We start from the raw sequence: 24,010 nt of genomic DNA, 5'->3' as shown, positions 1-24,010 counted from the left end.
TGTGTTTAGGGTTTTAGCCTTGGCTAAAAATAAGATTAGGTAGTATTTAATATCGTCTTAAATTATTGATAATAAGTTAATTGATAATTTGTTCATCTAAACTAATCCCACGAAAAGTCAAAAATATCCCAGTTTCCATTTTAAGGAAATGAGTGTAGAAAATAGGGTGTAGGTGGATAAGTGTGGATAGTAATCCACATCCTGTTTAGAACTTAAAGGGAGGCAATTGCTGAGATGAAATCTGAATGTTGAGATTTCCACAGGATAGATTCAGCAGGACTTTGGGTGAAATATTCCAGATTGAGTGCTGCATTGAATTGCTGAGCAGACTGTGCTAAGTCGAAAAAGTCTATAGGGAAACCTCCGGAGTATGGTGCTATAAAGTCCAGCCATTTTGGATTGCCACCAATTAGAACTGGTATTCCTAGCGCCGCAGATTCGAATAATTTGGTGGGTATTTTATCCTTGATAGCTTCTCTATTTTGATAGGGTAAAATCGCAAAATCTGCTGTAGAATATTCAGCGATAATTTCCTCATGTGGGACAGGGAAACTGGAGTGTTTTAGCTGGATTTGGGAGGTGTTTTCACATGCTTTTTCAAGCTCTTTTTTGAAGCTTAAAAGCGTACAATGTCCAATTATTTTGAGTGAAGAATCTGGAAATTCTTTGATGATTTCCTTAAACCAATTCACTGCATCAAGTGTCCCAAAAGCAGGAGTCAGTGTTCCGGAAATTAGAAAATTGTAACCTGATTTTTTCTCAAATCTTAATGGGTTTACATGTCTTATTTCTCCTGCATATTTATTTTTCAACACTAAAAATGGAGTCTTATCAGGCATCTCTTCTACGTAGCATTTTTCTGCAAAAAGGTATAGATCCACGGCTCTTCCGTATTCCATTCGCTGGATTATTTTGCCTAGTCTAGCCCTCTTGGCAGGACTTAATTTTGGATTTAGCTGCAAGTTTTTGACATAGTTTTCCTGTACATCATAGACTAGTTTATAGCCAAAAAAGGGTTTGAAAAATGCCGCAATTGGAAGGTATTCGTAGGTACAACAAATCAGGATTTTGGGACGAACTTTCACCAATACACTTAAAAATCTGCCTTGTGCGGAGAGTCTTCCCCAGCTTGGGTTTGCTTTTGAAACTGAAGTGTAAAAGTTTTCACCTTCGCAATTTTCATATGGAATTTGTGAAAATCCCATAAAATTTAGGCTGTATACCCCTGTTTCTCGCAACGAAAGGCCAAGCTTTCCATAAGCTCTTGTATCTTTGGCGGGCTTAAGGCTTGACGCGATCAAGACTGGAATTTTAGAAGCTGACTTTTCACTCATTAAACGAAACTAACCAAAATAATGGAACTGAAAGCAATCATTGAGAAGGCCTGGGACAACCGGGAATTATTGAAAGAAGAGACAACACAACAAGCAATAAGAGCTGTAATCGCTGATTTGGATGCTGGTATTATCCGAGTAGCTGAGCCTACTGAAGATGGCAACTGGAAGGTAAATGACTGGGTGAAGAAGGCAGTAATTCTTTATTTCCCAATACAAAAAATGGAAACGATTGAGGTAGGTCCTTTTGAATTCCATGATAAAATGGCGCTTAAAACTAACTACGCAGAGAAAGGTGTAAGAGTAGTTCCTCATGCTGTAGCACGATACGGAGCTTATTTGGCTAGTGGAGTGGTGATGATGCCAAGTTATGTTAATATCGGTGCTTATGTGGACGGTGGCACGATGGTTGACACTTGGGCTACTGTCGGTTCATGTGCGCAGATCGGCAAAAATGTTCATTTAAGTGGTGGAGTAGGTATTGGAGGGGTGTTAGAACCTATTCAAGCAGCACCTGTAATTATTGAGGATGGGGCTTTTATAGGCTCTAGAGCTATTATAGTAGAAGGGGTTCGCATTGGTAAAGAAGCGGTGATAGGAGCGGGAGTAACATTGACAGCAAGCTCTAAAATCATTGACGTGACAGGCGCTGAGCCTGTAGAATACAAGGGATATGTTCCTGAGCGTTCTGTCGTGATCCCAGGTTCAATCTCTAAAAACTTCAACGCAGGTACTTTCCAAGTTCCTTGTGCGTTGATCATTAGTCAAAGAAAAGCCTCCACAGATCTTAAAACATCACTTAATGACGCGCTTAGAGACAATAGTGTAGCAGTTTAAACAAATTATAATGAAAACGAGTACACGAGCGATTATAGCTCTATTTATTTCAGTTTCTCTTTGGTCTTGTTCTGAAAAGAAAACAAGTTCTGGAGATGTATATTTCAATAAAGGAGAATATGAGAAAGCAGCGCTGGAGTATTCGGAAGATTTGAAATATAAGCCAAATGATGTTCGCATGCTTTATAATAGGGGTAGAGCGAATGAGGAGCAGGGGAATTATGAGGATGCAAAAGCTGATTATGAAAAGGCGCTGGAAGTGGATCCTAATAATTTTCAGGTCCTTTTAAGTTTGGCTAATGTCCATTACAATGAGAAAAATTATACGAATGCCTTGCTTTATGCTGATCAGGCAGCGGAAATATCCGGTGCGCCAGCTATGGCTTCTTTTATGAAGGCTCGTGCTTTGCAACAGCTTGGAAAGCCAGACGAAGCCTTGAAAGCTTATGGTAATGCTATTTCATTGGATAAGGAATTTGGCCAGGCTTATTATAATAGAGGCTTGTTAAAAGTTGCAATGAAAAAATTAGGGGCTTCCTGTGAGGATTTCCAGCTTGCGAAGGCTCTGGAATATCCCGGAGCAGATGAGGCTTACGCGAAATATTGTAAATAATATCAAAACCGGCTTAGGCCGGTTTTTTTTTGTGATTTTTTTACCCGATAAGGACCTAAGTAAATCGTAGGGGGCCCGGCTTAGATTAATTCTTCTAAAAAAGCTGGGTATATAGTAGTTAGCTAATTTTCAAAAACTGCAACTGCTAACTGATCTCTGAATACTGCTGATGAAAACTAGTATCCAGTCTACATTCTTTCCTATATATGCTCGTGCGCTTCTTCAGCTATATGATCACAAATGTCTTCAGAACTCAGTTTACCGCTTCCATTACAGGTTTGGCAAGAGCTGACTTCCTTCAGGCTTCCTTCACATACGGGACAAGTTAGTCTACCTTTTCCTGCGCATCTATCGCATTCGAAGTATTCCACGATTTTAAAGATATTCATCTTTGTGACCATCCCTGAGCCGCTGCATCTACTGCAGCCTACCACTCCTTTAGCTTTGCAATAATTACAGTCTTGTTCGATTTGCCTTTTGCCCTCACAGGTAAAACAGACTTTGTAGCGATATCCTCTACGATCACAAAGTTGGCATTCTATGATCTCTTTCAATGGAGTTTCAAGCCTCTTGTGAAGGGCTTGTGCTCCTTCATAGTGCGAGCCTGTGAAGCCAGTCAATTCCAAATACTTATTGAGAAAATTGGCTGAATTATCGTATTGCTTGAGTTGAAAAAGAGTTTCAGCAAACAGGTAAGGCATTTCCTCTGGAAGTGGCTGACCGGAGTCAATCATGTTTCGGAAGATCGTATTTGCCGCCTCGTAGTCATTTCTTTCCAATGCAGCTTTGGCACCTTTCATCCAATGGTCAGTTTGGCCAAGGTTTGGGCCGATTTGCGCAAGTGAAACTTGGCTAATGGAACAGAAAATGAATAGTATGAATAAGAATAGTGGGAGGTGAATTCTAAATCTCACAGTAATATTGTTTTTCTAGAGAAGCAATAAAGGTAGAAGTTTCTTTATCGTAAAGTTAATGTTTCCAAAAGGGCAATTTTGTCCATAATCTGCGAAATGGATTTTGGAAGTTAAAAATTGTCTTTATTTTAGGATTAAATTCTGTTTTAAGCCCAACTTGGTTAAAGTTGAGCTGCTTTATTGAATTTTCAGTCAAATAACTATAATTCTTAATTTTAAAAAAATGGGAAAACCAATTACAATGATCGAAAGTATCGGTCCTGCTATGAAAGAGAAACTAGCTGCTGCTGGTGTCTCAACTGTTGAAGGCCTGTTGGAAAAAGGTGCTACCAAAGCCGGAAGAAAAGCTATCGCTGATGCGTCTGGCTTGGACGAAAGTAAAGTCCTGGTTTGGGTCAATATGGCCGATTTATTTAGAATCAATGGAATTGCAAGTCAATTTGCTGAACTTCTAAAAGCTGCCGGTGTAGATACTGTGAAAGAATTGAGAAACAGAAATGCTGAAAACCTTCATGCTGCTTTGGTGAAGACTCAGGAGGAAAAAGGCCTTACTAGAGTGGTGCCTGCCGCTTCCAAAGTTGCAGATTTTATAGATCAAGCTAAGTCTCTTGAACCAGTAGTGACCTACTAATTTTAGTATAAATACCTTTTTTAGAAAGCCTTTATGTCTGCGACATAGAGGTTTTTTATTGGATAATTGGGAAGTCTTGTGACTTGATATCGAATCCTTGATTTTCCTTTCACCGCAACAAGTAAGACCCTTTTCAAAATTGTTTTTTGTAGTTTGGTTTCCTAATCATCTTTACCATGAGTAAAACAGAAGAATTTATCACTCATTTGGCCGAAGGTCAGAAATATAAGAAGGACTCAATTATCTTGGGTACGGGAGTTTTAGACGGAGTTCCTGTGACAGGAGCTCAAATAAAAATAGCTCTCAAAACAATGAATAGGCACGGCTTGATCGCCGGAGCTACTGGTACTGGGAAGACGAAAACTTTGCAGGTGATTGCTGAGCAACTGGCTTTAAAGGGAGTCCCTTCTGTCTTGATGGATTTGAAAGGGGATCTTTCCGGACTTGCGCAGCCAGGCACTGCCAATGATTTTATCAAAAATAGATCGCAAGTAATTGGTGTGGACTATGAACCGATGCCACTGCCAATAGAACTGATGTCTATCTCTGACGAGAAAGGTGTTCGGTTGAAGGCTACAGTTTCTGAATTTGGGCCAGTTTTGATCGCTCAGATCTTAGAATTGAACGATACCCAACAGGGAGTGATTTCGCTGATATTCCGCTATTGTGATGTGAATCATCTGCCACTGGTAGATTTGAAAGATTTAAAACGTGTACTTCAGTTTATCACCAATGAAGGCAAAGAGGCTATCCAAAAGGAATACGGGCAGGTTTCCTCCGCTTCGGTGAACACGATTATGCGTAAGATTATAGAACTGGAGCAGCAAGGTGCAGAGCGTTTTTTTGGGGAAAAATCATTTGAGGTAGAGGACTTTTTGAGAACCAAAGATGGCAGAGGAGTGATTTCAGTGATTCGACTGACTGATATTCAAAGTAGGCCAAAACTCTTCTCTACATTCATGCTGAGCTTACTTTCGGAGATTTATGAGACTTTTCCTGAGCAGGGAGATGCAGATCAGCCTAAGTTGTGTCTATTTATCGATGAAGCTCATTTAGTCTTTTCTAATGCTTCCAAAGACCTGCTGGAGAAAATTGAGGCCATTGTAAAACTGATACGCTCCAAAGGTGTTGGGGTATATTTCTGTACTCAAACTCCCACAGATGTACCCGACAATATTTTGGGACAATTGGGTTTGAAAGTGCAGCATGCTCTAAGGGCTTTCACAGCAAAAGACCGTAAGGCAATTACCAAAACGGCAGAAAATTATCCTGATTCGCCTTATTATGAGACTTCTGAAGTCTTGACAGCGATGGGAATTGGGGAGGCCTTGATTACAGCTTTGAATGAAAAGGGAATTCCTACTCCGCTAGCTCATACCTTGGTAAGAGCACCTATTACCCGAATGGATATATTAGATCCTGCCGAAATAGATGCAGTGGTTTCAAATTCTGCTTTGATCTATAAATACAATCAAGATATTGATCGTGAGAGTGCTTTTGAGCTGTTAGAAAAGAAGATGATGGAACTGGAAGAGGTCCAGAAAAAAGCAGAATTGCCTGGACCAACATCCAAAACGAGAACTACTACCAGAACTGCCAAGGAAGAGTCATTGATCGAAGAGTTGAGTAAAAACACCATGGTTCGTCAGATAGGAAGAACTATTTTCCGAGAATTGGCTAGAGGTATTCTTGGTTCATTTACTAGAAAAAGGTAATCGTATTAACATATTGTATTTCAAAAGAATATAAGCTTTGAAAATAGGAGTAATTGGAGGTGGGGCAGCAGGTTTTTTTGCGGCAATCCATGCGAGTGGACCAGGGAGAAGTGTTAGTATTTTCGAAAAATCACCCAAGCTTTTATCTAAAGTAAAAGTGTCCGGAGGTGGAAGGTGCAATGTCACTCATCGGCCGATGGAGATATCTAAGTTGGTCAGAAACTATCCCAGAGGTGAGAAATTTCTCAAGCGAGTATTTCCCCAATTCAAATCTGAGGACACTATTAATTGGTTTGAAAGTAGAGGAGTAGAATTGAAGATTGAAGCTGATGGCAGGATGTTTCCTGTTTCAGATTCCTCCCAATCCATCATTGACGCTTTGCTCAAAGAAGCTCAAAATCAGAATATTTTCATCAGAAAATCCTGTGGTGTAAAATCAATTACCCTTAAGAACAAGCAATTTATCCTTTCAACAGACTTAGGAATTTTTGAAGTAGATAAATTGATAATTGCTACTGGTGGTCACCCAAAACTGGATAGCTATTCCTTTCTAAAAACGCTAAATCACCGCATTTTAGAACCAATACCTTCCTTGTTTACTTTCAATACTCCTAAAGAATCCCTTAGGGAATTAATGGGCTTATCAGTAGGAGATGGAATAGTAAAAATCGAAGGAACAAAAATGATGTATCGCGGCCCGATTTTAGTGACGCACTGGGGAGTGAGTGGGCCGGCAGTTCTTAAATTATCCGCCTTTGGCGCTCAGTGGCTCAAGGAAAAAAATTACTCAGCTACAGCATTAATTAACTGGAATGGAGCTTTGGGTGAGGAGGAATATAACGCTCATATCAAAAGCTACCTTTCAGCCCATCCCAACAGAAAAGTAGCAAGCAATTCACTTTTTGATATCCCATCCCGACTTTGGGAGCACTTCTGTCAGCGATCTGCAGTAGAAAATGGGCAATTATATGGCACTCTTTCGAAAAAGCAAATCAATAAGTTGGTACAGAATCTTTTTTGCTATACTTTGAAAGTCGAAGGAAAAACTACCTTTAAAGAAGAATTTGTAACTGCCGGAGGAATTGCCTTGGAGGAGGTAAATCCAGAAACTTTGGAAAGTAAATATCACCCTAACCTTTACTTTGCCGGAGAAGTCCTCAATATTGATGGAATTACAGGCGGTTTTAATTTTCAAGCAGCCTGGTCTACTGGGTTTCTTGCAGGTAAATCCTCATTAAAATAACTTCTATGGAACAAATTTACCCGGAACTTGACCAGCTTATTAGTGAGATGGCAGATGGTGATAGTGAGTTTAAATCACAATTGACCTTAGCGATTCATCAAGGACTTGAGGAACTTAAGGAAAAATATGCTGAAGGTTCAACGGAAAAGGACGACCATAAAATCCAGCAAATACGCCATAAATTGAAGCCGACCCTTATGATGTTTGAGTTAACTCATATCATAGACGAACTACAAGCTGGCAAGGAAATCATTGAAAGTGAGGGTTTTGATTGCGCTGACTTTAAGTTGCATTTTCAAAGGCTTAATGAGAAATTAGATGTGGCAATCGCTCGAGTCTATAAATTGATTCAAGAATAGGAGCAGTAGAATTCTTTAATTTCGTGGTTTATTTTCTTATCGGAAAAGATTTCAATAAGTGTAGTAATACAAGTAGAATTTAGGGAGGACATTGATTTCATTAAATGCTTTCTATTTTTGAAGCCTCATGAGTATTATCACATCCACTTATACCGGGCCACCGGCTTATTTATTTAATGGGCATCTGGAAACTATAATTCCAAGCCTGTTCAGAAAAGTCTCTGACGTAGCCTACATCAGAGAAAAAATTGACACACCAGACGATGATTTTTTGAATTTAGATTGGGCTAAAGTTGGAAGCTCCAAGCTTCTTATTATTTCCCATGGACTGGAAGGAGATTCAGAGCGGCATTATGTGAAGGGAATGGTTAAACTCTTCAATTCCAGCAAAATAGATGTCTTGGTTTGGAATAACCGTTCATGTGGTGGAGAGATCAATTTGAGACCTATTTTGTATCATCATGGAGCTAGTTATGATTTGGATACAACCATTTCGCATGTCTTGAAGAATCATTCTTATGAAGAGATTTATTTGACGGGCATAAGTATGGGAGGTGCACAGACGCTAAAATATCTTGGTGAAAAAGGCGCCGATCTACCTGCAGAAATAAGGAGGGCAGCAGTTTATTCCACACCATGTAACCTGCTTTCCAGTGCGAATACGCTGAAATTAAGAAGTAACAGTTTTTACAAGAATCGATTTTTAGGAAAGCTTAAACTCAAAATCCAGGCTAAAGCAGCCCAATTTCCTGATTTGATTGATTTGGAATTACTTGATAAAGTTTCTGATTTTGACACTTTTGATACCATTTTCACTGCTAAGCTTCATGGCTTCAAAGATGCCCAGAATTCTACAGATCAGTAAGTGCAGATAATTGGATGCCGTCGATTACAATCCCTACGCTGGTATTAAATGCTTTAAATGACCCACTTTTAGGGCCAGAATGCTATCCAGTTAAGCTTGCAGAGCAAATGGATTTACTCACGTTAGAAATGCCAAAAAGGGGAGGGCATACTGGGTTTATAGTCCGAGGACAGGAGTTCACTTGGGCAGAACATAGGGTTCAAGATTTCCTCCTTAAACAAGCTTAGCCCTGAGGCTTTTGTTATATTGTAATCCTAATCACCAAAAGAATTTGATATGAGAAAAATGTTTTTCGGTAGCTTGATGCTATTGGCCATGCTTACATTTTTTTTAATGTGGTACTTTCAGTTTGTCCAGTTCAAATTTGGATATTTTATCTTAGGAATACTGGTGGTGCTATTACTAATAGGGATTTACGACATCAACCAAAAATCCCATGCTATCCTACGAAATTTCCCTGTAATAGGCCATTTCAGGTATTTATTGGAAAAAATAAGCCCTGAAATTCAACAGTACTTTATCGAAACTAATACGGATGGAAGACCCTTCAGTCGCAACCTTCGATCGCTAGTTTATCGCAGAGCAAAAAACGTAAATGATACACATCCATTTGGTACACAGCGTGACATCAATGGTGAAGATTATATGGCTCTCAGGCATTCTATTTATGCTGTGCACACCAATGACGAGGATGCACGAGTGATGATTGGAAATGAGCTTTGCAAGCAACCTTATTCCGCTTCCATCTTTAATATTTCTGCGATGAGTTTTGGCTCTCTGAGTTCTAATGCAATCAAAGCCTTAAACTTAGGAGCTAAAAAAGGTGGCTTTTATCACAATACTGGTGAGGGCGGGATTTCTTCGCATCATAGACAAGGTGCGGATCTAGTTTGGCAAATCGGTACAGGATACTTTGGTTGTAGAGATACTCATGGTGATTTTGATGAGGAGAAATTTGCTGAAAAAGCAAATTGGCCAGAGGTCAAAATGATTGAGATAAAAATTTCTCAGGGGGCCAAGCCAGGTCATGGAGGGGTACTGCCTGGAGTGAAAAATACGGAAGAAATAGCTGAGATACGGGGAGTAGCCAAAGGCACAACCATCCTCTCTCCACCAGCCCACAGTGCATTTAGGAATGCCAAGGAATTGGTAGCGTTCGTTACAAAACTTAGGGACTTGTCAGGTGGGAAGCCGATAGGATTCAAACTCTGTGTGGGTAGAACGGAAGAATTTACTGCTATTTGTAAAGAAATGGTGGCTACTAATGTATTCCCGGATTTTATTACTGTAGATGGGGCTGAAGGGGGTACAGGTGCCGCACCTCTGGAATTTTCAGACAGCGTAGGGCTACCTCTTGAGCCTGCACTGATTTTTGTAAGAATGACTTTGGAGAAATTTCAGATTAGAGATAAAATCAAAATCATTGCTTCGGGTAAAGCTATCTCTGCTTTTGCAATTTTGAAAAATATTGCCTTTGGGGCTGATTTGTGTAATTCTGCCAGAGGATTCATGTTCAGCGTAGGCTGCATTCAGGCACTTCGATGTAACACGAATGAATGTCCAACTGGAGTTGCTACTCAAAGAGCAAGTTTGGTAAAAGGATTAGTAATTACCGATAAAGCTGAGCGGGTTTATAATTTCCATAAAAACACCGTTCATGCTGTTCAGGAACTTCTTGGAGCTTCCGGGCATACTCATACCTCCCAACTTAGTGCCAGCGATCTAGTGAAAGGTGATGAGATGATTAAGTTGGCAAATAGATACCTGCCTGATTCTGTGAATACTCAGGTATAAGTGCACTAAAAAATATCCCTAAGGGAGTCTTGGACCAATTCCATAGCCGTCTGAAGACTTATGCCAAACAGTATTTCTATTTACCATAAAGTAATCCGAAATTGCGCCGTTGCGGGAGTAGTATTTTGATAGACTTTTTAAAACCTCTTCAGTGCTAGCTCAGCCACAGTTCCTCCAATAGCAAGCGAACTTGTAGCAGCTGGAGAAGGTGCATTCAATACATTAATGGCATGTACGGATTCTCTGATTGAAAAGTCGTCCAAAAGACCTCCAGTACGGTCGCATGCCTGTGCTCTAACGCCAGCACCGCCTTCGCTTAAGTCGGATTCTTGGATTTCAGGAATTAACTCTTGGAGAGCTTTAGTGAATGCAGCTTTTGAAAAAGATCTATACATCTCACCAAAACCAGTTTGCCAGTATTTCGCAGCTACTTTCTGGAATCCAGGCCAGGCTAGGGATTCAGTTAATTCCTTCAGATTGATCTGGGATTTTTTATATCCTTCTCTTCGAAATGCCAAAACGGCATTTGGTCCAGCTTCAACGCCACCTTTCATCATTCGGGTGAAGTGTACTCCCAAAAAAGGGAAATTGGGATCTGGCACAGGGTAGATCAAGTTTTTAACTAAAAATTCCCTATCTTTTTTCAGCTTAAAATACTCTCCTCTAAAAGGAATGATTTTCACATCTATGGGATCATTCTCACTCATCTGGGCTACCTTATCAGAGTAGAGTCCAGCACAATTGATAACCAATTTACTTTGGAAAGTTTTTTTAGAAGTTTCAATGTAATTGATTCCTTCTTGTTGCTTAATTTCTAGCACTTTATGATTTAGGAATATCTCTCCTCCATCCTGTATTATTTTCCTACCATAAGCTAAGGCTACCTTAAAGTAATCTACAATCCCAGTCTGAGGAACATGCAAAGCTGCAACTCCAGCGCAGTGGGGTTCGAACTCCTTTAATTCCTCCATGGTGATGTATTTTGTTCCCTCCAAGCCGTTCTGAATTCCTCTCTCAAAAAGGTTGTTCAGCAAAGGCTTTTGCTCCTCACGAGTCGCCACGACTACTTTCCCGGTGATTTCGAAAGGGATTTTTTCTTCTTCACAGAATTGGATGAGTTCATGATATCCGCCTATGCAATTGGTGGCTTTCAGAGATCCAGGTTTGTAATATAATCCTGAGTGAATCACGCCACTATTATTACCTGTCTGATGCTTTGCTAATTGATCCTCTTTCTCCAAAATAGCGATTTTGAGGTCTGGACGTGCTTTTTGAATTTTCAATCCAGTTGCCAACCCTACAATTCCGCCACCTATTATTGCTATATCGTATATCATCTTGATCTGTTTACAGGGTCAAATATACTAGTGGATTATTCAATTTTCCATTTGTATCTCTATCCTGTTTGGGTAAAACTTTATAATTTTTAACGAGGCAGGTAGCAATTTGCACCATGAATGAATTTATTTTGCAGGGATTTGTTCGAAGAGCAATAAATAGTTAATGAAGCACAATTACTTTTTCCTTTTCTTCTTTCTGCTTAGTACACAGACTTTCGCCCAATTTCTGGTGAAAGGAAAGGTGTCTGACTCTACTACTGGAGATCCCATTCCCTTTGCATCTGTTTTATTGAAAGGCACCACGACAGGGATTTCTACAGATTTTGAAGGAAATTATAGCTTAGAGGCGAAGTCATTGACTGACAGCATTTCTGTAAGTTATTTGGGCTATATCACTGCTGTAAAGCCACTGCAAAAAAAAGCCGAACAGACGGTAAATTTCCAGCTGAAACCCTCAGATTTTGAGATGGAAGCCTTTGTGTTTGAAGCTGGGGAAAATCCTGCTTTTGAGGTAATTCGAAAGGCTGTTGATCGAAAAAAGGACTTTGATAAAAGAGAGTTATCTGCTTATCAGACAAATAATTATACTAAAATAGAGATTGATATTGATCACGTTTCCGAGGAATTTACCAAACGGAAAACTGTTCAAAAAGTAACGGCTGTTTTAGATTCCATCAAACAACTAACCAATGATGAAGGGGAGAAAATATTGCCTGTTTTCTTCTCTGAAACACTTTCGAAATTCTACTTCAGAAATAATCCGGAGCTTAGAAAGGAAGTAGTGGAGAAATCAAAAATGACAGGGGTAGGAATAACCGATGGATCTACCACTTCGCAGATCACAGGTTCAGCCTTTCAGGAATACAATTTTTATAGAAACTGGCTATCCATAGTGGGTAAGGAGTTTGTTTCACCGATCGCAGATGGATGGAAACAATTCTATGATTTTGATTTGGTGGATTCTGTTTTGGTAGGAAGCGATAGCTGTTACTTACTGAAGGTTTATCCTTTGCGAGAACAAGACTTAGCTTTCTCTGGAACTATCTGGATAAATAAGGAAACGTATGGATTGAAGCAGGTTGACTTGACGATTCCTAAGGAAGCAAATCTAAATTTTGTCGAGCGAATCAAAATCCAGCAGGAATTGACAGCTACTACAGCAGGCCCTTTGATCCCCTCGAAAACTAGGGTTCAGATCAAGATAGGTCAGCTGACTCCCAAAACAGCAGGTTTGCTGGCAAAGTTCTACATGTCTGCGGATAGTATTAAAATCGGTGAACCTCAGCCTAAGTCGTTTTTCAACCAGCAAGTTGTTTTGTCTCCGGGATATGATGAGGGGACAGAAGAGTTTTGGAAGGATAATCGGCAAGATATTCTCACTGAAGAGGATCTTGCTGTGCTGAAAATGGTGGATACGCTGAAGAGAATACCTATTGTGCGATTTTATTCCGAGGGTCTCAAGTTCTTTGGTACGGGTTATTTGCCTGTGGGAAAAGTGGATATAGGCCCATGGCCAGGTTTTTTCAACTACAATAATATAGAAGGGGTAAGACTGGGAATGGGCTTTCGCACCAATATTAAATTCAGTAATAAATGGGCTTTTACAGGCTATGCGGGTTATGGTTTCAAAGATGCAGAATTGAAATATTCGGCAAAAGTTACCCGTATATTGGATAGAATACACTGGACTTCGGTAGCATTTTCCACCCAGAAAGAAATCGATCAGGTTGGATTAGAGATAGCTAGCTTAGAAGGTAATAGTGTATTTTTGGCGGCAAGTAGATTTGGTACCTTAAGGAGGCCGTATTTCAGCAGACGACATCAATTCGAATTTAAGAGAGAGATTTTCAAAGGATTTCTGATGTATTCTGATTTGACATTCATGAAATTTGACCCACTCTATAATTTCTATTACTTGGAAAAAGGCACGGGAGATTACAAATCAAATTTTGAAACTACAGAAGCTAGATTTGGTTTGCGATATGGTCGTGATGAAGTGATTCTGATCAATGATAATGAGAGGTCTTCTTTGGGGCCTTTGAGATGGCCTATTTTCGACTTTAGCTACGCGAGAGGAATGGACTGGCTTGGAGGTGATATAAACTATCATAAGGTAAACCTGTACATCTATCAAAAACTGAATGTAGGTATGTTCGGTGTGTCACGTTATGAGTTTGATGCTGGGAAGGTCTTTGGAGAGGTTCCCTATCCAGTAATGAAAAATCATCTGGGTAACGAGACCTTATTTTATACCTCAGCTGCTTTTAACACGATGAACTTCAATGAGTTTGCTTCAGATCAGTATGCAAGCTTGAGATACAGGCATTATTTCGAAGGCTTTTTGCTGAATAAAATCCCATTGCTTAAAAAACTGAAATGGCGGGCGGTAGGAAATGCGAATATCCTATACGGATCTGTAAGTAATAAGAATATAGCCAATGCGCCGACTGTAGATCCTGAGGGTAACCCATTGGAGACATTTGGAAGGCTGGATCCTACCAAGCCTTATGTAGAGCTAGGGTATGGGATTGAAAACATCTTCAAATTCTTCAGAATAGACTTTTTCCATAGAATCACCTACTTGGATAACCCTGGTGCAAAGCCATTTGCAGTGAAAATATCCGGACAGATTATTCTTTAGTTATTGGAATTTGTTTGCTACATTGTGTAGATGCAAAGCGGTAACTCCTTCTTAATACGCGCCTTTATTCTCACTTTAGCTCTGGGTTTGGTGATTTCCTTCAATACTTCAGCACAAACTGAAACTGAGACATTTACCGCAAAAAACTCTATTTATCTTGAAGTAGGCGGAAGTTCTGGAAGATACGCGATTAGCTACAGTAAGATTTTTTATCAAAAAGGGAAACTAAAGCTGAATGCCAGTGCAGGTTTTTCTATGTGGCGTAATCAACTAAATGATTTCAAGACGATTTGGCTTCCCATTGTGCCTTTAGAGGTATCAGCCTTATATGGCAAGTCAAACCATCATCTGGAATTGGGTTTTGGGTTTACTTCATATTTAGGCAGAACTTTAAATATTAATTCGGAAACATTTGAATTCAGTGACAAAGTGGTTTTTGGTGCCTTCATTCCACTTAGAGTCGGATATCGATACCAAAAACCTGAAGGGGGATTCTTTTTTAGGGTTGGTTATACGCCTATTATTGATGTTCCAGTAAGAGCAGGGAAGAGTTGGTCTATAGTTCCTTATTGGGCAGGAGTAAGTTTTGGAAAGAGTTTTTAATTAGATAGTCACTATATCCAATATGGCTGCGATCGCACAATTAAAAGATCATCTTTTAAGTTGCATTGAACCAATCATCACAATGAAACAGATATATGCTTATTTACTCTTCTTTTTTTGTGGCATTTTTATTTCATGTTCCTCAGATGATAGAAGCAATTCAGATCAAGCCAGTGATGGCTTAGAAATCATAAAAGTGGACCTATCCGAAGCTAGAGATGGGAAACTCTCCGAATTCTTTGAGCCTGAGATAGAATATATCTGGCTGAAGGATGACGTCGAAGAGGGGCTATTGGGAAGGGAGCTTTCCCAGATATTTTTTCATGATGACAGGATCTATGTAATGGATATTTTTGGATGCCAATGCATTCAGATTTTTGATCGATCAGGCAAATTCCTGAATAAATTGAGAAGCTATGGGGAAGGGACAGGGCAATACCTTGATTTTGATGGGGCTCTTGTTAGGAATGGAGAAATAATGCTTGTGGGGGTATTTCCTAGAAAATTGATGTGGTTTGATCTGAACGGAGAATTTCTAAGGGAGCAAAAAGTATCGCAGCGATTTGGTGGAGCAATCTATTCTGATCGTGAAAAGCGTTATTATCTTTTCAATAAGGCATCTGAATCAGGGCAGTTTTTTATTGAAAGTGTAAATGAATCATTTGAAGATACGGTGCAGGTTATTCCCTTTGATCCGGAAATCTATTACGGAAGCTATTCCGATAGAAATAATTTGAAGTCTTTTAATGGCCGTATTTATTTCGGGCAGCCTTTTCAGGATACCATTTTTATAGCAAATGACGGTAATTTTATTCCTAAGCTAGTTTTTGATTTTGGGGAGTATGGTCAGGGTCAGGAAGAAATGATAAAGATCAAAGAAAATCTTGAGCCTCTTCAGCAAATGGAATTTTTAAATAATCGAGCGAAACTTTACCTCAGTACCATCTGGCATATCACAGATAGTCAGCTTTATTTAAAAGCGAGCCATGAAAAAGAATCTTACAATATTTTCTATACGAGAGAGGATAATAGGACTCATGTAATAAACGACGAATTTGTAAATGATTTGAATGAAAGTCCACATGTAAATTCTTTCTTTTATCAATTCTCGGAAGGAAAAGTAGGGTGTACAATACCGGGAAAAATCCTTTTCAAAGATTTACAGAAAAAGAAAGCAAAACTCGGTCAGGAGGGATTTGAGGAATATGTGAAAGGCAAAGGAAAGAACTTTGCGCAAGCAGCATTTGCAGCCAAAGACTCTGAAAATCCTGTGTTAATCGTTTATACCGTGAAGAAATAAGATGTCTTTATCCAGCAAGTGGGTGTTTCTGCTATTCGGATCAGTAAAAGACAAAAAAGCGACTTATTGTAAGTTAAACACTAGCATTGAGGCTACTTCTGTCACCCGTCATCGGTCTTCAAGCCAAAGCAAGAAAAGAAATTTAGGTAAAAGCCATGAGAGGAGGTAATTAAAAAATTGGCGATCATTTCCACATTCCCTTCCCATATATTTTTTGATTGCAGCACACTTGTGCATATTTGCAACTTAATCTTTATGCCTTTTTGTATGGGCAGAACTAATTTTACTCATGTCACAACTTATTAACATTACCCTTCCGGATGGCACTGTGAAGGAGTACGAAAAAGGAACTACCGGACTACAGATTGCTGCAAGTATCAGCGAGGGTTTAGCGAGAAACGTTCTAGCCGCAAAAGTAAATGGACAGGTTTGGGATGCTACCCGAGCGATCAATGCCGATTCTTCCATTCAATTATTGACCTGGAATGACGGAGAAGGCAAAAATACTTTTTGGCACTCATCCGCTCACTTGCTTGCAGAGGCATTGGAAGCACTTTATCCAGGGATCAAATTCGGTATCGGACCTCCTATTGAAACAGGTTTTTATTACGATGTAGACTTTGGTGATAAAACGTTAGATGGAACTGAACTAGAAGCCATCGAGAAGAAAATCATCGAATTAGCTCGTGAGAAGAATGAATACCTCCGCTCTGATGTTTCCAAAAAAGATGCCATTGAATATTTCCAGAAAAAGGGAGATGAGTATAAATTGGACCTTTTGGAAGGACTTGAGGATGGTTCAATCACCTTTTATCAGCAAGGAAACTTCGTAGATCTATGCCGTGGACCGCATATTCCAAACACTGGTTTTGTAAAGGCTGTGAAGCTGACAAATATCGCTGGTGCGTATTGGAGAGGAGATGAGAAACGCAAAATGCTTACCCGTATCTACGGTGTGACTTTCCCGAAAGCCAAAGAACTTACTGAATACCTGACTTTGCTCGAAGAAGCAAAGAAACGCGATCACCGAAAGCTTGGTCGTGAATTAGAGCTTTTCATGTTTTCAGAGAAAGTAGGAGCAGGACTTCCGCTTTGGCTTCCTAAAGGGACACTATTGCGTGAGCGATTGGTGAACTTCATGAAAAAGGCGCAGGACAAATCAGGCTACCAGCAGGTGACTACTCCTCATATTGGTCACAAAGTTTTGTATGAAACTTCTGGCCACTATGAGAAATATGGTAAGGATTCTTTTCAGCCTATCACTACTCCGCATGAAGGAGAAGAGTTTTTGCTGAAACCGATGAACTGCCCGCATCACTGTGAAATCTATAAGCATAAGCCGCATTCTTATAAAGAGCTACCAATTCGCTATGCGGAATTTGGGACTGTTTATCGTTATGAGCAGAGTGGAGAACTACACGGTTTGACTCGTGTTCGAGGATTTACTCAAGATGATGCGCATATCTTCTGCCGTCCAGATCAGGTGAAGGAAGAATTTATCAAAGTGATTGACTTGGTTCTGTATGTGTTCAAAGCATTGGGTTTTGAAGATTACACTGCCCAAATCTCCTTGAGAGATCCGGAGAATCCTTCCAAATATATAGGAGGAGACGAAGCTTGGGATAAAGCTGAATCTGCGATCATCGAAGCTGCAGCAGAGAAAGGATTGGATACCGTCACTGAACTTGGAGAGGCAGCATTCTATGGCCCTAAGTTGGACTTTATGGTCAAAGATGCGTTGGGAAGAAAATGGCAGTTGGGAACTATCCAGGTAGATTATCAATTACCCAATCGATTCGAGTTGGAATATATCGGCTCGGATAATCAGAAACACAGACCTGTGATGATTCACAGAGCGCCATTTGGCTCTTTGGAACGCTTCGTAGCTGTGCTAATCGAGCACTGTGCAGGTAATTTCCCGCTATGGCTATCCCCCGAACAGATTAATATTTTACCTATTTCAGAAAAATATGTAGAATATGCTGAAGAAATTAAGTCACTTCTTGAAGATGCAGGAATATCAGGTTCTATTGACAACAGAGATGAAAAGATCGGAAGAAAAATCCGTGACTCTGAAGTGAAAAAAGTGCCATTCATGCTGATTGTAGGGGAAAAGGAGCAGGAAGAGCGAAAGCTTTCTGTCCGTAAACATGGTGAAGGAGATCTAGGTAACTTCTCAGCGGAGGAGTTTATAAATTATTTTCAAGGCATTATTTCAGCATCATTGAGCAAGTAATACTTAGGTATTATTTGATTCAGTTTTTCTTAATTAGAAATAATTCCGATATTTGCATCCAATTTCATAAAAACAATCAACGCAAACTTGAGAAACCAAAGACAACCCTATAGAGGTAGACAGGAAGAACCTTATAAAGTAAACCACAAAATCAGAGCCCGGGAAGTGAGGCTGGTTGGAGATTTCGTCGAAGGCGGCAACGCACTACTTCCTCTGGATAAAGCCATCAAACTCGCTCAGGACAATGATTTGGATCTTGTAGAGATCTCTCCAAATGTCGATCCTCCAGTTTGTAAAATTCTTGACTACGCGAAGTTTAAGTACGAGCAGAAAAAGAAGCAAAAGGAGATCAAGTCCAATGCGGCGAAGATTGTTTTGAAAGAAATCAGATTCGGACCGAATACTGATGATCATGATTACAATTTCAAATTGAAGCATGCCATCAACTTCTTAAAAGAAGGCGCAAAAGTGAAGGCTTACGTACATTTCGTAGGTCGTAGCATTGTGTTCAAAGAAAGAGGGGAGATGTTGCTATTGAAATTTGCTCAGGCACTTGCAGAATATGGAGCTGTAGAGCAGCTTCCAAAAATGGAAGGTAAAAGAATGAACATCTTCATCGCTCCGAAGGCAGGAAAGAAATAAATTTCAACTAAATATACACAGCAATGCCAAAGGTAAAAACCAAATCCAGTGCAAAGAAGAGGTTCGCTTTAACGGGAACCGGCAAAATCAAAAGGAAACACGCTTTCAAAAGCCACATCCTAACCAAGAAAGCTACCAAAAGAAAGAGAAACTTGACCAAAACTGGTCTAGTTCACGAATCTGACGAAGGTAGAGTAAGAGACATGTTGAGAATCTGATTCTCCGCAGTAGCTTAAAAATTAATTAATTAAGGTTTATTTATTCACCAGACACATTGGTTTACAAGTCTTAGAAATGAGCACCATGCGTCAAAAAACAAAACACTATGCCTAGATCGGTAAACGCGGTTGCGTCAAGAGCAAGAAGAAAAAAAGTGCTAAAAGCCACAAGAGGTTACTTCGGAAGAGGTAGCAACGTATGGACAGTAGCCAAAAACAAGTATGAGAAAGGTCTTCAGTATGCGTACAGAGATCGTAAAGCGAAGAAAAGAGAATTCAGAGCTTTATGGATTCAGCGTATCAACGCAGGTGCAAGAATGCACGGCGTATCCTACTCTCAATTGATGGGATTATTGAAGAAAGGTGAGATCGAACTTAACCGTAAGGTTTTGGCAGATCTAGCCATGAATCACCCAGAAGCATTTAAAGCTGTAGTTGAAACTGTAAAATAAGGACGCACTGCCTTATTTTATTAAAAGCCTTCCTTTCGGGAGGCTTTTTTGGTTTTGGGCTATTCTTTTATTGATAAAATCCATGAATTTTATTTTATTAGGTGATGAATTTTTTTTGCACCACTATTTTTTTTCTCTGTGTTCAGGTAGCGTTAGCCCAAAATCAGCAAACAAATAATATTTCCGGTTTCGTGACAGATAAGGAGGATTCCTCTCCTGTCCAGTTTGCATACCTATACTTAAAGAACTACCCTGATTTTTCAGCTTTGGCAGATGAGCGAGGAGAGTTTAAGTTCTTTTTCCCTTCCCAGTTTGGGGATGAAATCGTAGTAATTTCATCCATTGGATTTCAGAAGCTTGAGGTCCCGATTTCTTCGCTTTCCAAAACAGGAAATACTCTCAAGCTCCAAAGGCAATTACTTTCTCTGAATGAGGTGACAGTAATGCCAGAGGATCATTCTATGGAAGAGATGATTTCGAAAGCGATTGATAATATCCCCAATAACTATCCTGACAAACGTCACCAGCTGAGAGGATTTTACAGAAAAGTCTCTACCAACTATGAGGAATTCACCAAGCTAGTAGAGGCAGCTGTGGTTGTAGAAGATATTAGCTATCTAAAAGAAGGATCTGCACTTAGAGTTAAATTGGAATCCTTAAGACAAAGTGATGAATTGGGTGAGGTTGACTCTACTATGACAATTCTGAAGCAAAGAATTAGGGAGCAAATTAAATCAACAGGAAGCGCTCTCGGACCATCAAACGAAATTATTGGAACCTATCAACATAATGGATTTCGTGGTGATGCTTATAATTCCAAAACTTGGTTTGGAAAAGACGGGGACAGATTTATGGGTATTCCCGAGCTTCCTACTTACCATAAATTCATGGGAGAGGAGATCATAGGAAAGGACACTATCCATCAAATAGCTTTTAGCACTAAAGATCCTCCAAATGGAAGTAGTTATCTGAAAATAAACAGTAGAAACCATGCTGTTGTAGAATATCAAATAAGTTGGCTATCAGGTGAATACCAAACTTTTGCAAAGTTTCGAGAAGTAGATGGAGTCTATTACCCTGAAATGATTCGTAACAAGGAATTAAGATTGATAAATCGTGATGTGGGTACACATCAAATGGATATTAGTACATTTTGGTTTGATTTGCCCAAAACTGAGGATATAAAAAAGATTCGGGCGAAAGATGCATTGGATCGAGATGAAGAGGTTGAATCCAATGATTATGAACTTGATTCAAGTTTTTGGAAGGCCTATGATTTAATCAATAAGCATCCACTGGATTCAGCTATTATAAGAAGCTTAGAAAAGAATAAAAGTTTGGAACAACAATTTAAGCGCAATGCGAAAGATTGAAATAAAGGTTTATTTAATTTGCTTTTTCTTGGGGTTCATAGCTCTTTGCTCTTGCAGTTCGGATGAAAAATCGGAAGTCCAAAATGCAGATGAAGCTATAAGTCAAATTGTATTGGTTTTCGAGGATAGTGTTGCAAGTCGATTTTTTAAGCAGCGAAAATCAGTCTTCAAATACATGGATGATAATCAGTTACCAGTTGAGATTGCATTCAATTCAAAGGAAGCTGGTTCTGAAATTGTACTTAAAACTACGAGAGAATTTCTTGATTTAGTTTATCGCGACAATAGCCAGGTAGAGTTTACTTATTTCTTACAAAAAGGTGACTCTGTCTTGATTCTAGTGAAAGACAAAAAGCCATGGCTTACTTCTATTAATAAGGATAACTCTTCATATCCTTACAATCTAGAGCTTCTTAGAAACACTGAACTCTTTGGGAAACCTCATTCCAAAGTCCAGGATTTCTACTTTTTGTGGAATGAGACAAAGGCGTTTCCCTTCGAATTAGGCATGAATGATGACTTGAAGCAAATTAAAGATGAAGCCATTCAGGGATTTGAAAGAGAGCTATGCTGGTTGGATTCTTTGGCAAATACCAATTCTTTTTCCGAGGAAATCAAAGCCTTTTACACTTCTAAAAATAGAATGGCTCAAAAGAAACTGGAAGCTTATGATCCTGAAAGTTTAGATATCAATACCCAAATGGCACTTAATTCAATTTTACAAACAGATAATTCTCCGCTTGCCAACAGCGTGTATTTGGATGAGTTTTCTGAATTGATAATAACCAATCAAACTGAAGGGGAATCCGAAGCTTTAATAGATTCATTGATAGCTAGAGGTGAACTGAATTCCAACGATAAATCTCTTCTCCTTCACTATTTGCAAAAGGAAATCCCTAATCTATCATTTATAGAAGCTGATGAAGTTCTTGAGCGATATGAGGCCAAATTAGCTAATCCCGCCCAGATGGTTCAATTGAATTCATCTAATAAGGCTCTTCAAGCTATTGAGTCCGATATAGAATTGATGGGACTGCAAAAAAGCTACAGCAACTTTGAAGAGCTTCTAGATCAAAAGAAAGGTAAGTTCTTATATGTTGATCTTTGGGCTGCTTGGTGCATTCCTTGTATCAAAGCTTTTCCGGCATCTTTGGCCTTAAATGAAGCCTATAAAAGCAAAGGAGTTGAAGTAATCTTTTTATCTGTAGATGATAATTATAAGTTTTGGGAAGAGGTGGCTATCAAATATGATATTGCAATTCCAGAGCTATCATTTGTAGCCATTAAAAAAGAGGAATCGGAATATCTGAAAGCTTTGGATGTAGCACTGATTCCGAGATATTTGATTTTTGATCCAGAGGGGAAATTAATTCATCCAAATGCTCCTAGGCCAGATACTGAGGAGATCAAATTATATTTTAATTCTATTCTTAAGGACTGATTGGTTTTCAGTTGGCAATCAATTAGAATAGCTTCACAATTCCATAAATGGATACCAATCCTATGGAAAGTACGCTTAGCCAGAACAGAATGGTTGATATAAATCCTGAGTCCAAGTTTAAAACACTGTTTTTAAATCGAAACTGAACTGCGGCAAAAACCACTAGAATAAGAAGTACGGAACCAACTACACCTCCTGATAAAACCATAAAGGCAGGGAGCTTCACAAAAGCAAATGCGAGTGCCCAAACAATTGGTAAAGTCCAAGCTAATAGAGCAACCCAGCGCTTCTTTGTTTTTAAATCATCATAATTTATCCATTTCAGTTCTCCGAAGATATCTGGAAACAGCCTAGTCCAATACGCTAGCGTCGCGAACACACTTGAGAAAAGAACAAAGAAGGCACCTGTGATGTAGGCTAGGCGTGCATTTTTTCCCAGCGTTTGGGTGTAAATATTAGCTAATGTTTCTATGAGTTGATTTCCATAAGGGATAGACTCATTTCCATAAAGGATAGATGCTCCTAATAGGTAGAATGCTGCTGTGACAATGGTATAAATAATCATTGCTACAGTGGCATCCAAATTCATGACCTTTATCCAGCCATTTGCGCGTGTCTTCCATTGTTCGCTGCCATCATTTTCCCCAACATATTTGGCGTAGCCCTTCTCAAGACACCAATAAGTATAGGCGATTATCTCGTCGCTGGCAACTCCTGTAATTCCAAAAGCACCTATAGCTACGAAAATCAATTCTGAGGGCAATTCACAAGTTAATCCGCTTAGGATATCATCAATCGTAAAGGCATAAGGACTATAACTTACTGCGATTACAGAAGCTAGGGTAAAAACAGTAAAGCCAAAAACCATGAACATAGAGGTTCGTTCCACTAATCTGTAGTAATTTCTGTAAATCAAAAGACTTGTAATAGCTCCCAAAATAAAGGCCAGTAGGATAGGAGATAGCATTGGTAAAAGCATGCTTAAGGCAATGGCTGCTCCTCCGATCATACCGCCCAGTTGTACTATTTTAAATAGAGTCAATAAGAAGGTGCTCCAAACTGCCCAGTTTTTTGGTCCAGATAATGATGAGAATGAAGTCATCAAAGGCTTACCAGTTACGATGGCATTCTTACCGAATTCCAATTGGATAGCGACTTTTATCAGGCAGCTAACTAGAATGACCCAAAAGGTGATAAATCCTCCTTCAGCACCTAGAACCGTTGTTGCGATTAATTCACCGGATCCGACAATTGAGGCTGAGAGGATAAATCCAGGTCATAAAAACTTAAGCTTTTCAAAAAAAGAAGCAGGAGGGTTCTTTATTTCAGGCGAAGTCATCTACTAAAAATAATGAATTATTAGCTGGTAAATAAGTAAGAGTGAGCAGCTAGTATACAAACAAAAAAAGGCTTCCGTTTCCGGAAGCCTTTAAGTAGTCCCGAATTCATTCGGGATGAG

At 39.4% G+C, this 24,010-nt stretch carries 21 protein-coding genes; 17 read left to right on the top strand and 4 right to left on the bottom strand.

Annotated elements, in window-relative coordinates; all coding sequences use genetic code 11:
- Positions 1–212 precede the first annotated feature (212 nt).
- Positions 213–1,205, bottom strand: coding sequence for a glycosyltransferase (locus tag AACZ87_RS03235; RefSeq protein ID WP_339864790.1), 993 nt, complete (start codon positions 1,203–1,205; stop codon positions 213–215).
- A gap of 150 nt (positions 1,206–1,355) precedes the next feature.
- Here AACZ87_RS03235 and AACZ87_RS03230 point away from each other — a divergent pair, with 150 nt between their 5' ends.
- Together AACZ87_RS03230 and AACZ87_RS03225 are read left to right on the top strand one after the other, a co-directional pair.
- Positions 1,356–2,171, top strand: coding sequence for a 2,3,4,5-tetrahydropyridine-2,6-dicarboxylate N-succinyltransferase (locus AACZ87_RS03230; RefSeq protein ID WP_339864788.1), 816 nt, complete (start codon positions 1,356–1,358; stop codon positions 2,169–2,171).
- 10 nt (positions 2,172–2,181) lie between these two features.
- Positions 2,182–2,784, top strand: a complete 603-nt coding sequence (locus AACZ87_RS03225) for a tetratricopeptide repeat protein (protein WP_339864786.1) — start codon at positions 2,182–2,184, stop codon at positions 2,782–2,784.
- A gap of 200 nt (positions 2,785–2,984) precedes the next feature.
- Here AACZ87_RS03225 and AACZ87_RS03220 read toward each other — a convergent pair whose 3' ends face one another.
- A complete protein-coding gene (locus tag AACZ87_RS03220) occupies positions 2,985–3,584 on the bottom strand; it encodes a molecular chaperone DnaJ (RefSeq protein ID WP_339864784.1) in 600 nt (199 codons plus the stop codon).
- A 337-nt stretch (positions 3,585–3,921) separates the two neighbouring features.
- Here AACZ87_RS03220 and AACZ87_RS03215 point away from each other — a divergent pair, with 337 nt between their 5' ends.
- From AACZ87_RS03215 to AACZ87_RS03190, 6 genes are all read left to right on the top strand, one after another.
- Positions 3,922–4,329: a DUF4332 domain-containing protein gene (locus AACZ87_RS03215; RefSeq protein ID WP_339864782.1), complete on the top strand. Its 408-nt coding sequence runs from the start codon at positions 3,922–3,924 to the stop codon at positions 4,327–4,329.
- Positions 4,330–4,505: 176 nt separating this feature from the next.
- Positions 4,506–6,044, top strand: a complete 1,539-nt coding sequence (locus AACZ87_RS03210; RefSeq protein ID WP_339864780.1) for a helicase HerA-like domain-containing protein — start codon at positions 4,506–4,508, stop codon at positions 6,042–6,044.
- 37 nt (positions 6,045–6,081) lie between these two features.
- Complete coding sequence (locus AACZ87_RS03205) at positions 6,082–7,287, top strand: NAD(P)/FAD-dependent oxidoreductase (protein ID WP_339864778.1); 1,206 nt, start codon at positions 6,082–6,084, stop codon at positions 7,285–7,287.
- Positions 7,288–7,292: 5 nt separating this feature from the next.
- The gene (locus tag AACZ87_RS03200; RefSeq protein ID WP_339864776.1) at positions 7,293–7,646 is read left to right on the top strand and encodes a hypothetical protein; all 354 of its coding nucleotides are present in this window, start codon (positions 7,293–7,295) and stop codon (positions 7,644–7,646) included.
- Positions 7,647–7,773: 127 nt separating this feature from the next.
- Positions 7,774–8,511 (top strand): alpha/beta fold hydrolase, encoded by a 738-nt coding sequence (locus AACZ87_RS03195; protein ID WP_339864774.1) that lies wholly within the window; start codon positions 7,774–7,776, stop codon positions 8,509–8,511.
- 276 nt (positions 8,512–8,787) lie between these two features.
- The gene (locus tag AACZ87_RS03190) at positions 8,788–10,305 is read left to right on the top strand and encodes an FMN-binding glutamate synthase family protein (protein ID WP_339864772.1); all 1,518 of its coding nucleotides are present in this window, start codon (positions 8,788–8,790) and stop codon (positions 10,303–10,305) included.
- Positions 10,306–10,442: 137 nt separating this feature from the next.
- Here the strand turns inward: AACZ87_RS03190 and lhgO are convergent, their stop codons facing one another.
- Positions 10,443–11,642, bottom strand: a complete 1,200-nt coding sequence (gene lhgO / locus AACZ87_RS03185; RefSeq protein WP_339864770.1) for an L-2-hydroxyglutarate oxidase — start codon at positions 11,640–11,642, stop codon at positions 10,443–10,445.
- A 166-nt stretch (positions 11,643–11,808) separates the two neighbouring features.
- On the opposite strand from lhgO, the gene AACZ87_RS03180 reads away from it, so the two are divergent.
- The 9 genes from AACZ87_RS03180 to AACZ87_RS03140 all read left to right on the top strand — a co-directional run bounded on the left by AACZ87_RS03180 (position 11,809) and on the right by AACZ87_RS03140 (position 22,551).
- Entirely contained in the window at positions 11,809–14,286 is a 2,478-nt protein-coding gene (locus tag AACZ87_RS03180; protein ID WP_339864768.1) for a DUF5686 family protein, read from the top strand.
- Positions 14,287–14,316: 30 nt separating this feature from the next.
- Positions 14,317–14,889: a hypothetical protein gene (locus tag AACZ87_RS03175; RefSeq protein WP_339864766.1), complete on the top strand. Its 573-nt coding sequence runs from the start codon at positions 14,317–14,319 to the stop codon at positions 14,887–14,889.
- Between the two features lie 82 nt (positions 14,890–14,971).
- Positions 14,972–16,189 (top strand): 6-bladed beta-propeller, encoded by a 1,218-nt coding sequence (locus AACZ87_RS03170; RefSeq protein WP_339864764.1) that lies wholly within the window; start codon positions 14,972–14,974, stop codon positions 16,187–16,189.
- A 289-nt stretch (positions 16,190–16,478) separates the two neighbouring features.
- Positions 16,479–18,425, top strand: coding sequence for a threonine--tRNA ligase (gene thrS, locus AACZ87_RS03165; RefSeq protein WP_339864762.1), 1,947 nt, complete (start codon positions 16,479–16,481; stop codon positions 18,423–18,425).
- An 87-nt stretch (positions 18,426–18,512) separates the two neighbouring features.
- On the top strand, positions 18,513–19,067 hold the full coding sequence (infC, locus tag AACZ87_RS03160; RefSeq protein ID WP_339864760.1) for a translation initiation factor IF-3: 555 nt from the start codon (positions 18,513–18,515) through the stop codon (positions 19,065–19,067).
- A 23-nt stretch (positions 19,068–19,090) separates the two neighbouring features.
- Positions 19,091–19,285 (top strand): 50S ribosomal protein L35, encoded by a 195-nt coding sequence (gene rpmI, locus AACZ87_RS03155; RefSeq protein WP_087941465.1) that lies wholly within the window; start codon positions 19,091–19,093, stop codon positions 19,283–19,285.
- A gap of 107 nt (positions 19,286–19,392) precedes the next feature.
- Complete coding sequence (gene rplT / locus AACZ87_RS03150) at positions 19,393–19,737, top strand: 50S ribosomal protein L20 (RefSeq protein ID WP_086501406.1); 345 nt, start codon at positions 19,393–19,395, stop codon at positions 19,735–19,737.
- 104 nt (positions 19,738–19,841) lie between these two features.
- Positions 19,842–21,110, top strand: a complete 1,269-nt coding sequence (locus AACZ87_RS03145) for a carboxypeptidase-like regulatory domain-containing protein (protein ID WP_339864755.1) — start codon at positions 19,842–19,844, stop codon at positions 21,108–21,110.
- A 28-nt stretch (positions 21,111–21,138) separates the two neighbouring features.
- The gene (locus tag AACZ87_RS03140; protein ID WP_339864753.1) at positions 21,139–22,551 is read left to right on the top strand and encodes a TlpA disulfide reductase family protein; all 1,413 of its coding nucleotides are present in this window, start codon (positions 21,139–21,141) and stop codon (positions 22,549–22,551) included.
- Positions 22,552–22,573: 22 nt separating this feature from the next.
- On the opposite strand, the gene AACZ87_RS03135 is transcribed toward AACZ87_RS03140, so the two are convergent.
- Complete coding sequence (locus tag AACZ87_RS03135) at positions 22,574–23,818, bottom strand: Nramp family divalent metal transporter (protein WP_339865303.1); 1,245 nt, start codon at positions 23,816–23,818, stop codon at positions 22,574–22,576.
- Positions 23,819–24,010: the final 192 nt, after the last annotated feature.

It is taken from the genome of uncultured Algoriphagus sp., from assembly GCF_963974365.1.
Classification (GTDB): Bacteria; Bacteroidota; Bacteroidia; order Cytophagales; family Cyclobacteriaceae; genus Algoriphagus.
Note: the sequence above shows the minus strand (reverse complement) of the source record. Positions and strands in the feature narration are given on the sequence as shown.